The sequence below is a fragment of the Mesorhizobium sp. CC13 genome (assembly GCF_039907765.1).
In the GTDB taxonomy this organism is placed as follows: domain Bacteria; phylum Pseudomonadota; class Alphaproteobacteria; order Rhizobiales; family Rhizobiaceae; genus Aminobacter.
Genome location: NZ_JARDJI010000024.1, coordinates 58,492 through 67,644, shown reverse-complemented (window position 1 = coordinate 67,644; position 9,153 = coordinate 58,492). Strand labels below are relative to the sequence as shown.

The window sequence follows — 9,153 nt, the reverse complement described above, 5'->3', positions numbered from 1 at the left end:
TCGGTCCACATCCGCGCCCTGAATCACGCTTCACGCCCGGTGGGAACCCCTCAAATCCGATTTTCCAAACAGCCTCTAAGGTTCTTGCTCGTGAATTGCGAGATGCGGGTTTCTCTGCCAGACACCTTATTCGTCTTGAAGGCGGCAAACGAAGCATTCGACCCAGCGGCAGACGTATGCTCAAACCGATAAGTGTTGCGGGCATCTTCTCCACTCAGCATTCCGGTTGCATCAACGGTCCAATGCCCCGAAAATGATAATTTTTCGAGTGCCCTTCTCATGTCCAGTGACGATTGGAAGCGTTTGGTAGGATTGGGATCGATCGATGTCATGACCGCACGGCAGACCGCATTTGGGATGAAAGGCGGAAAGTCCGCACGCGTGATTAGCGATCCATTGGCAAGGGCATCAGCGTAAGCCGCACCGCCAATCGCGCTGAATTTTGCTTCAAGGGTGCCCAGTCCTACCAGAAGCCGGAAAAGCGTAAGACCTGTCTGGAAAACATCCGTGCGGGCTTCAATCCCATTGCCTGCCACCGTTTCTGGTGCAGCATGAAGCACGTACCAACTGGATGGCTGAACGGCAGCGCCGTTGGTAGATACTCCGACGATCCCATAGTCGGCGAGTTTTGCTTGGCCCTGCGGACCACGAAGAATGTTCTGCGGCTTCACGTCATTGTGGAAGAAGTTGTGCAGGTGCAGATGCTCCAACCCCTGCAGCATGTCGATGATGATGCGCAAGGCAATTGGCAATGGTAGGAAGTTGCCCGGATTTGCGAGCGTCGTTATCGAGCCATCCGGGAAATAGTCCATGGCAATAACGACCTTGCCATCGGTCGCAACATCAGCCTGATGCACCCGCACAAGATTGTTATGCGAGAAGGCGTGCCCTACTTGCGCCTCACGCAACCGCTGATCGATGCCAATCCCGGCATTAAGAACCTTGATAGCATACTCGTGATTTACGGCTTGGTCCTGTGCCAGCCAGACCTCACCGAAAGAACCGCGCCCGATGGGCCGCATCAGGCGATACTTGTTGTAAAACGTGGTGCCGTTGGTGATCGGCAAGACGACAGGGGTGAGGTTCACGGATTGGTTGCCCCCCACCATGCGGCAACTACGGCATCGGCCATTTTGCTATTCCAGTAGCGTGTCGTCCGACCAACACGTGCAAACGCGTGTGCGACAACAGAGCCGCTGTTTGTTGCAAGAGAAGTGTAAATCTTCGTCACAACCGGCTTGTTGTGGAGCCCACAAAAAAGCAGTAGCGCAGCCTCCTGATAGGAGGCAACGCGCTTGGCGTTGTTGTCGCCTTGCGTAAACTCGCCCTTCTTGATCACCACCCGCGAGATATCGGGGTACGTGTGGAATATCCGCTCGAACTCACGATAGAGCCATGTCACTTGCGCCGCCTCGGTTGCGCAGTCAGCCGGAAAGCAAAGGCGGCTCTCCGCACCTGCATTGGAGAGTACGAGGGGCGCAACCGCATTATCAACGATAGCATAGCGTGGCGTTGTTGGATCGCTTCGAAACCCAAGGATTTTCATTTGTTGAACAACCTAAGTAGATGAGGCTTATCTCATCTACAAAAGCGTTTCTTTGCTCGATAAGTCAATGAATCGAATAGAGCAATTTTCAGCAACACATGCGCGTCGGCGAGCGACGCGTATGATTAAGAAGCAGTGACACCCCACCAAACCGGAGGCCAGAGTGGCTCAGTGCGGCGACCTCCCGATCCTTCGCACCCCCCTCTGCCCTGCCGGGCGTTCGTCGTTCGAAAAGCCAAGCAGTTGGCTTTTCGTTGCCTGCGGCAACCACTCCTCACCCCCACAAGGGGGGAGATCAGCAGCTTCAGCCGTAGCGCCTAGCCTCAAGTCCCCGCGTTGTAAGCCGCGATGGCCGCCATGTTGACGATGTCGGAGTCCTTGGCGTTCAGCGGCACGATCTGCACCGGTTTGTTGAGGCCGACGAGCAGGGGGCCGATGACGGTGGAGCCGCCGAGTTCCTGGAGCATCTTGGTCGAAATCGCCGCCGAGTGGTAGGCCGGCATGACCAGCACGTTGGCGGCGCCGGTGAGGCGGCAGAAGGGGTATTGCTGCTGCATCAGGCGGTGGTTGAGGGCGACGTCGGCGGCCATCTCGCCGTCATACTCGAAATCGACGCGGCGCTTGTCGAGGATCTTGACCGCTTCCTGGACGCGCTCGGAGCGCTCGCCGGCGGGGTGGCCGAAGGTCGAGTAGGCGAGCATGGCCACGCGCGGCTCGTAGCCCATGCGGCGGGCATAGCCGGCGGCTTCCTCGGCGATGTCGGCGATCTGCTCGGCGTTGGGCATGTCGTGCACGGCGGTGTCGGCGACAATCACGGTGCGGCCGCGGGCGAGCACGATCGACACGCCGATGACGCGGTGGCCGGGCTTGGCGTCGATGACGCGGCGGACGTCCTCGAGCACGGTCGAGTAGTTGCGGGTGACGCCCGTGACCACGCCGTCGGCGTCGCCCAGCGCCACCATGCAGGCGGCGAAGTGGTTGCGGTCGTTGTTGATCAGCCGCTGGCAGTCGCGGAACAGGAAGCCCTTCCGCTGCATGCGCTCGTAGAGATAGTCGGCATAGATGGTGTTGCGGCGCGACAGCCGCGCGTTGATGATCTCGATGCCCGGCTTGTCGAGCTCGATGCCGGCGTGGCGGGCGTTCTCCTTGATGACGTCGTCGCGGCCGAGCAGGATGGCGGTGCCGAGCTTCTGGTTGACGTAGGAGACGGCGGCGCGCATGACCTGCTCCTCCTCGCCCTCGGCGAAGACGATGCGCTTGGGCTGGCGCCGGACGCGGTCTGAGATGCGCTGCAGGGTCGACGCGATCGGGTCGCGGCGGGCCGACAGCTCGTTGGCGTATTTGTCGAGGTCGATGATCGGCCGGCGCGCGACGCCCGATTCCATGGCGGCCCTGGCCACCGCGACCGGGATCGCCGAGATCAGGCGCGGGTCGAACGGCACCGGGATGATGTAGTTGGGGCCGAATTTCGGCCGGTTGCCCTGGTAGGCGGCGGCGACGTCGTCGGGCACGTCCTGGCGGGCGAGGTCGGCAAGCGCCTTTGCCGCGGCGACCTTCATGGTGTCGTTGATGGTGGTGGCGCGGACGTCGAGCGCGCCGCGGAAGATGTAGGGGAAGCCGAGCACGTTGTTGACCTGGTTCGGATAGTCCGACCGGCCGGTGGCCATGATGGCGTCGGTGCGGATCTCGGCCACTTCCTCGGGCGTGATCTCCGGGTCGGGATTGGCCATGGCGAAGATGATCGGGTTCTTGGCCATGGACTGGACCATGGCGGGGGTGAGCGCGCCCTTGGCCGAGAGGCCGAAGAAGACGTCGGCGCCGTCCATGGCATCCGCCAGCGAACGCGCCTCGGTCTTCACCGCGTGAGCCGACTTCCACTGGTTCATGCCCTCGGTGCGGCCCTGCCAGACCACGCCCTTGGTGTCGCAGAGCGTGACGTTCTCGGGGGCGAAGCCCATGGCCTTGATGAGCTCGATGCAGGCGATGCCGGCGGAGCCGGCGCCGTTGCAGACGAGGCGGGTGGTGGCCATGTCGCGGCCGGTGACGGCGAGCGCGTTGATGAGGCCGGCGGCGGCGATGATGGCGGTGCCGTGCTGGTCGTCGTGGAAGACGGGGATGTCCATCAGCTCGCGCAGGCGCTGCTCGATGATGAAGCATTCGGGCGCCTTGATGTCTTCCAGGTTGATGCCGCCGAAGGACGGGCCGAGGAAGCGCACGCAGTTGATGAACTCGTCGGCGTCCTCGGTGTCGACCTCGAGGTCGATGGAATCGACGTCGGCGAAGCGCTTGAACAGCACCGACTTGCCTTCCATGACGGGCTTGGAGGCGAGCGCGCCGAGATTGCCGAGGCCGAGGATGGCGGTGCCGTTGGAGATGACGGCGACCATGTTGCCGCGCGTGGTGTAGTCGAAGGCGCGGGAGGGGTCCTCGGCGATGGCCTTCACCGGCACAGCGACGCCGGGCGAATAGGCGAGCGACAGGTCGCGCTGCGTCGCCATCGGCTTGGTCGGCACGACTTCCAGCTTGCCTGGCCGGCCCATGGCGTGAAACTCGAGCGCCTCCTCGGGGCTGACCGAGGGGCCGGTGTTGTCTGATTTGCGGTTCGTTGCCATGGCGAGAATTGTCCCTACCCTTGTATACAATTTCTTTTTGTGTGGAGCGTTCCGGATTAAGGCTACACATCGGCGCTGTAAACCGCCAAGCAGAGGGGTAGGTTTGCTTTTTTTGAAGGGCCGTGCGTGAACGACCGACCGACCATCGCCGCGGACGCTGACTTTGGGGAAGTTCGGGGGGAAACCCGGGCCGATGCCCAGGTGCATGCGGCGCCGACGCCGATGATGGAGCAGTACATCGAGATCAAGGCGGCGAACCCGGATTCGCTCCTGTTCTACCGCATGGGCGACTTCTACGAGCTGTTCTTCGACGACGCCGAGAAGGCGAGCCGCGCGCTCGGCATCGTGCTCACCAGGCGCGGCAAGCACCAGGGCCAGGACATCCCGATGTGCGGGGTGCCGATCCATGCGGCGGACGACTATTTGCAGAAGCTGATCGGCCTCGGCTACCGGGTGGCGGTGTGCGAGCAGATCGAGGATCCGGCGGAAGCCAAGAAGCGCGGCTCGAAGTCGGTGGTGAAGCGCGACGTGGTGCGGCTGGTGACGCCGGGCACCATTACCGAGGACAAGCTGCTCGCCCCGGCCGAGTCCAGCTTCCTGATGGCGCTGGGGCGGGTGAAGGGCGCCGGCGAAGCGGCCCTCGCGCTGGCCTGGATCGAAATCTCGACCGGCATCTTCCGCGTCGCCGAGACGACGACGGAGCGGCTCGCCGCCGACATCTTCCGCATCGACCCGCGCGAGCTGATTGTCGCCGAGCCGGCGTTCCATGACGAGGAGCTCAGGCCGACATTCGACCTGGTCGGCCGTATCGTCAATCCGCAGCCGCCGAGCCTGTTCGATTCGACCTCGGCGCCGCAGCGCATCGCGCGCTTCTACGACGTGGCGACGCCCGACAGCTTTGGCGCGTTCTCGAGGGCGGAACTTTCGGCGATCTCGGGCGCGATCGCCTATGTCGAAAAGACGCAGAAGGCCGAGCGGCCGCCGCTGTCGCGCCCCGAGCGCGAGCAGGCGGGCACGACGCTGTTCATCGACCCGGCGACGCGGGCCAATCTCGAACTGCTGCGCACGCTTTCCGGCGGCCGCGACGGCTCGCTGTTCCGCGCCATCGACCGCACGGTGACGGGCGGCGGCGCGCGGCTGCTCGCCGACCGGCTGATGTCGCCGCTGACCGATCCGGACGCGATCGGGGCGCGGCTCGACGCTGTGTCGTTCTTCATGGGCGAGACGCGGCTCAGCGAGGCGGTGCGGCTCAGCCTCAAGGGCGTGGCCGACATGCCGCGCGCGCTGTCGCGGCTGGCGCTCAACCGCGGCGGCCCGCGCGACCTGGGTGCGCTGCGCTCGGGATTCTCGGCGGCGCGCACCATCGCCGGGCTGTTTGCCGGGGCAACGCTGCCCAGGGAGCTGGCGACGGCGATATCGGCGATATCGGCGCTGCCGGCCGACTTCGCCGACCATCTCGACGCCGCACTGGGAGAAGAACTGCCGCTGCTCAAGCGCGACGGCGGCTTCGTCCGCGCCGGCTACCATGGCGAGCTCGACGAGATGCGGGCGCTGCGCGACCAGTCGCGGCGGGTGATCGCCGGCATGGAGCGCGACCTGATCGAGGAGACGGGCATCCGCTCGCTCAAGATCCGCCACAACAACGTGCTCGGCTACTACATCGAGGTGACGGCCAACAACCAGGCGGCGCTGAACGGCACCGACGAGGCCAAGGCGCGCTTCATCCACCGCCAGACGATGGCGAGCGCGATGCGTTTCACCACCACCGAGCTCGCCGGCCTCGAGACCAAGATCGCCAACGCTGCCGACCGGGCGCTGACCATCGAACTCGCGGCCTTCGACCAGCTGGTGGGCGAGGCGGTCAGCCACGCCCAGGCGATCCGCGCGGGTGCGGACGCGCTGTCGGTGCTCGACGTGTCGCAGGCCTTGGCGGTGCTTGCCCAGAACGAGGCGTGGTGCCGGCCCGAGGTCGACGCCAGCCTCGCCTTCGACATCGTCGGCGGACGCCACCCCGTGGTCGAGCAGTCGCTGCGCCGCGAGGCTGCCGCGCCCTTCGTCGCCAACGACTGCACGCTCTCGCCCGACGGCAACGACAAGTGGGGCGCGATCTGGCTGCTCACCGGCCCGAACATGGGCGGCAAGTCGACCTTCCTGCGCCAGAACGCGCTGATCGCCATCCTCGCCCAGATGGGGTCTTTCGTGCCCGCCGAGCGTGCGCACATAGGCGTGGTGGACCGGCTGTTCTCCCGCGTCGGCGCCTCGGACGACCTGGCGCGCGGACGCTCGACCTTCATGGTCGAGATGGTGGAGACCGCGGCGATCCTCAACCAGGCGGGCGAGCGCACGCTGGTCATCCTCGACGAGATCGGCCGCGGCACCGCCACCTTCGACGGCCTGTCGATCGCCTGGGCGGCGGTCGAATACCTGCACGAGAAGAACCGCTGCCGGGCGATCTTCGCCACCCATTTCCACGAGCTGACCGCGCTTTCCGGCAAGCTCGGCCGCCTGCACAACGTGACGATGCGGGTGAAGGAGTGGGAAGGCGAAGTGGTGTTCCTGCACGAGGTGGGCAAGGGTGCCGCCGACCGCTCCTACGGCGTGCAGGTGGCCCGCCTCGCCGGCCTGCCCGAGGCGGTGGTGGCCCGCGCCAAGGAGGTGCTGCACCAGCTCGAGGAAGGCGAGACCTCGGGCAAGGCCAACAAGCTCGTCGACGACCTGCCGCTGTTTTCAGTGGCGATGAAGCGCGAGACGCCCGTCGCCAACGACGCGCTGACCAAGGCGCTGGACGGGCTCAGCCCCGACGAGATGACGCCGCGCGAGGCGCTGGATGCGCTGTACAGGCTGAAGGGGTTGGCGGGGAGGTAGGGGCGGTTCAAAAGGGGACGCATTGGAGACTGGCATGCTGCATCCGCTTGGCGTCTCCGACATCGAACGTGCCGCGGCCTTCTACGACGCGGGCCGCTCGGCTATGTCAGGGTCTCGGAAGACCTTTCGCCGGGAGATGACGACCAGGCGGTCGGGTACAGTGTTGCCGGCGGCGGCGACAAGGCGGGAAGGATAATGGCGGCCCCAGCCTGCGGGCGCATTACGGCCCGAACTACTTTGCCGCCTTCGTGATTGATCCCAACGGCATCCTATCGAGGCTCTGTTCAACCAGGCGGGCTAAGCAGAGCCGCAAGGCATTAGCCAGTTACTCCTGTTTCAGACGCTCCCACTCGCCGATTACTAAACTGTAGTTTTTCCGGAACACGACTTCTTCGTCGCCCCTCAGTGGAGTGGTTTGCGGCGAGAAGAACGTCCGACGAAGAATGTCGATGATGCGCATGTCATTTGGGTCAAGTGCAGTCAAAGCCTGCTGCATCGCCCATAAGCCCAACCTGCCACCCTCTTCGGGCAGGGCAGGATTTTCGCTGAAGTAAGGATACACTACACGTGTATACTCATGCCTTACGCGGGCATGCAGGGCATCATTAATGCGAATGACACCGCCTAGATCCCCAAACTGCAGGCTTCCATGGACGCTCCTCGGCTCTATGTGGACGGGCTCGTTTGACCAGCGCAGCTTCGCGCTAAGCAAATCGAATACTCCATCCTTTAGGAGTGGGTATAGCCGCTTATACCTTTTGTTTGACCGCATACGGCCCTCAGTCAGCTCGGAAAGATCTGCATCGCCGGCGATGTGCTTCTTTACGTCGGACCAAAAAGGTAGGTAGAAGTCACCTCCATTGCTTCTGTTTCCACCTTTTTCTTTTCTACGATCAAGTCGAATGTCCTCTTTCAAAATTGAGCGCTGCAGCGTCTGTGACGCATAAAATAACTGCAGCACCTTGCGCAGCGGAATGTCCAGAACTGACATGCATGCCTCGACGGAATGAAATTCTGTAAGATGACCTTCGTTGAAGTGCATTTCGGACGCAACTAAGGAAATACTACCACCTGACGCCTGAGCAGGGAAACTGCGCTTGGCGCACTCGTCAGATGAAATTTTCTACCACAATGAATGGCGATTTTTCTGCCTTTCCCCTATCTCATTTGGCCCGCTCCATGGTCCCGACGTCCAAGCATCTTACTTATGTTGACGATCAAGGGCGGCCCGCTTTCTACTATAGTGATCACGACAATTGACGCTCTTCCGCAGTTGATATTAACTTCGGCAGGGGGGATCGCATGGGGCTTGGCTTCTTTCAGCGTTGCGGGAAGTGGATAGATCACCATCAAGAGCCTATCTCTCTGGTTATCTCGGCGGTTTCTCTCGTATTCTTTACAAATTTTTGGACATGGATAATCGAGAAAGACTCGCCACTTGGATGGCGCGCGGCCGGCGTGCTCGGGATCATTGTGGCGATCGGCAGCGCTTGGTTCGCGGCAAAATCTCAAAACGCGCTGGCGGTTCGAAATTCAGAGCTAGAAGACCAACTCGCGAACATGCAGAGTGTCGTCAGCGGGTTCGGCAGTGATTACTTCGACATTTGGGACCGGCGGCTGCAAGTCCTCGCTGAAGAACTGGGCTTCGACGCAAGGGACCGTATCAGCGTTTACCGTCATCACGACAACGCCTTCACAATGGTCGGCCGCTATGCGGTTCTTCCGCAGTTGGACAAGCCTGGGCGAAGCGTCTATCCCGTTGATCAAGGCGTAATTGGTGCAGCTTGGCGCGCAGGAAACGGCCAGTGTGTTGTCCAAGATCTGCCTGATCCGCATGCTGATCCTGATGACTACTGCGCCCGAAACAAGGATGAATGGCAAATACCGGCGGAGGTTGTGCAGGCGATGAACATGAAGCCGCGCTCTGTTGCCGCCTTCGCCCTTAACGATCAGCAGGGTTCATCACGCCATGCTATAATTGTTTTCGAAAGCACTGACGCGGATCGGTTCTCTGTGGCAGCGCTGGAGAAGCGTGTACGTGGCACCCCTGGGAAGGATATCGTCTATCTGCTGGAGATCATGCGGAACCGCGAACCATCGCTTGAATTTGCGAGGGAGAAAGGCTTCTAA

The 9,153-nt window shown here is 62.4% G+C and carries 6 protein-coding genes and 1 pseudogene; 3 read left to right on the top strand and 4 right to left on the bottom strand.

Features of this window, described 5'->3' with window-relative positions; all coding sequences use genetic code 11:
- Positions 1 to 50: 50 nt before the first annotated feature.
- The 3 genes from PV773_RS22540 to PV773_RS22530 all read right to left on the bottom strand — a co-directional run bounded on the left by PV773_RS22540 (position 51) and on the right by PV773_RS22530 (position 4,158).
- The gene (locus PV773_RS22540) at positions 51 to 1,088 is read right to left on the bottom strand and encodes a serine/threonine-protein kinase (protein ID WP_347968521.1); all 1,038 of its coding nucleotides are present in this window, start codon (positions 1,086 to 1,088) and stop codon (positions 51 to 53) included.
- Positions 1,085 to 1,546 carry a hypothetical protein gene (locus PV773_RS22535; RefSeq protein WP_347968520.1) on the bottom strand — a complete coding sequence of 154 codons (462 nt, stop codon included), beginning with the start codon at positions 1,544 to 1,546 and terminating at the stop codon, positions 1,085 to 1,087. Before PV773_RS22535 ends, PV773_RS22540 begins: the two co-directional genes overlap by 4 nt.
- A gap of 323 nt (positions 1,547 to 1,869) precedes the next feature.
- Positions 1,870 to 4,158: an NADP-dependent malic enzyme gene (locus PV773_RS22530; protein WP_347968519.1), complete on the bottom strand. Its 2,289-nt coding sequence runs from the start codon at positions 4,156 to 4,158 to the stop codon at positions 1,870 to 1,872.
- Positions 4,159 to 4,359: 201 nt separating this feature from the next.
- Here PV773_RS22530 and mutS point away from each other — a divergent pair, with 201 nt between their 5' ends.
- Positions 4,360 to 7,023: a DNA mismatch repair protein MutS gene (mutS, locus tag PV773_RS22525; RefSeq protein WP_347968522.1), complete on the top strand. Its 2,664-nt coding sequence runs from the start codon at positions 4,360 to 4,362 to the stop codon at positions 7,021 to 7,023.
- A 34-nt stretch (positions 7,024 to 7,057) separates the two neighbouring features.
- Positions 7,058 to 7,324, top strand: a pseudogene (locus PV773_RS22520) (hypothetical protein).
- A 24-nt stretch (positions 7,325 to 7,348) separates the two neighbouring features.
- Here PV773_RS22520 and PV773_RS22515 read toward each other — a convergent pair.
- The gene (locus PV773_RS22515; protein ID WP_347968518.1) at positions 7,349 to 8,014 is read right to left on the bottom strand and encodes a hypothetical protein; all 666 of its coding nucleotides are present in this window, start codon (positions 8,012 to 8,014) and stop codon (positions 7,349 to 7,351) included.
- A 311-nt stretch (positions 8,015 to 8,325) separates the two neighbouring features.
- On the opposite strand from PV773_RS22515, the gene PV773_RS22510 reads away from it, so the two are divergent.
- Positions 8,326 to 9,153, top strand: a complete 828-nt coding sequence (locus tag PV773_RS22510; protein WP_347968517.1) for a hypothetical protein — start codon at positions 8,326 to 8,328, stop codon at positions 9,151 to 9,153.